General features: G+C 65.0%; 1 protein-coding gene. It reads right to left on the bottom strand.

Translation table 11 applies throughout. The features are described 5' to 3' along the window. A partial coding sequence (locus tag KW824_RS21250; protein WP_218410889.1) for a VCBS domain-containing protein occupies nucleotides 1–300 on the bottom strand: 300 nt, incomplete at both ends.

Below are 300 nucleotides of genomic sequence, written 5' to 3'. Positions count from 1 at the left end.
CGGTGATGGCGAGGCTGCCCAGTGCGCCAGTGCTGGCCACGCCGTTGCCGGCCACAAACTTGGCCTCATCGGCGCCGTCCAGGTCGGTCACGCTCAGGGTGCCGGTCTCGGTCAGGGTCGGGGTGCTTTCATCTTCGGTCACGCTGCCGGTGTCGCTGCCGGTGATGACAGCCGCATCGTTGACGCCGGTGATGGTGATGGTGACGGTGTGCTCGGTGCCATCCACAGACTGCACGGTGAAGGTCTCGACCTTGGTTTCGCCCTCGCCCAGGTACTGCACCTTGCTGTTGTCGACGTTGT

The organism is Aeromonas sp. sif0611 (assembly GCF_019218845.1).
In the GTDB taxonomy this organism is placed as follows: Bacteria; Pseudomonadota; Gammaproteobacteria; order Enterobacterales; family Aeromonadaceae; genus Aeromonas; species Aeromonas media.
Note: the sequence above shows the minus strand (reverse complement) of the source record. Positions and strands in the feature narration are given on the sequence as shown.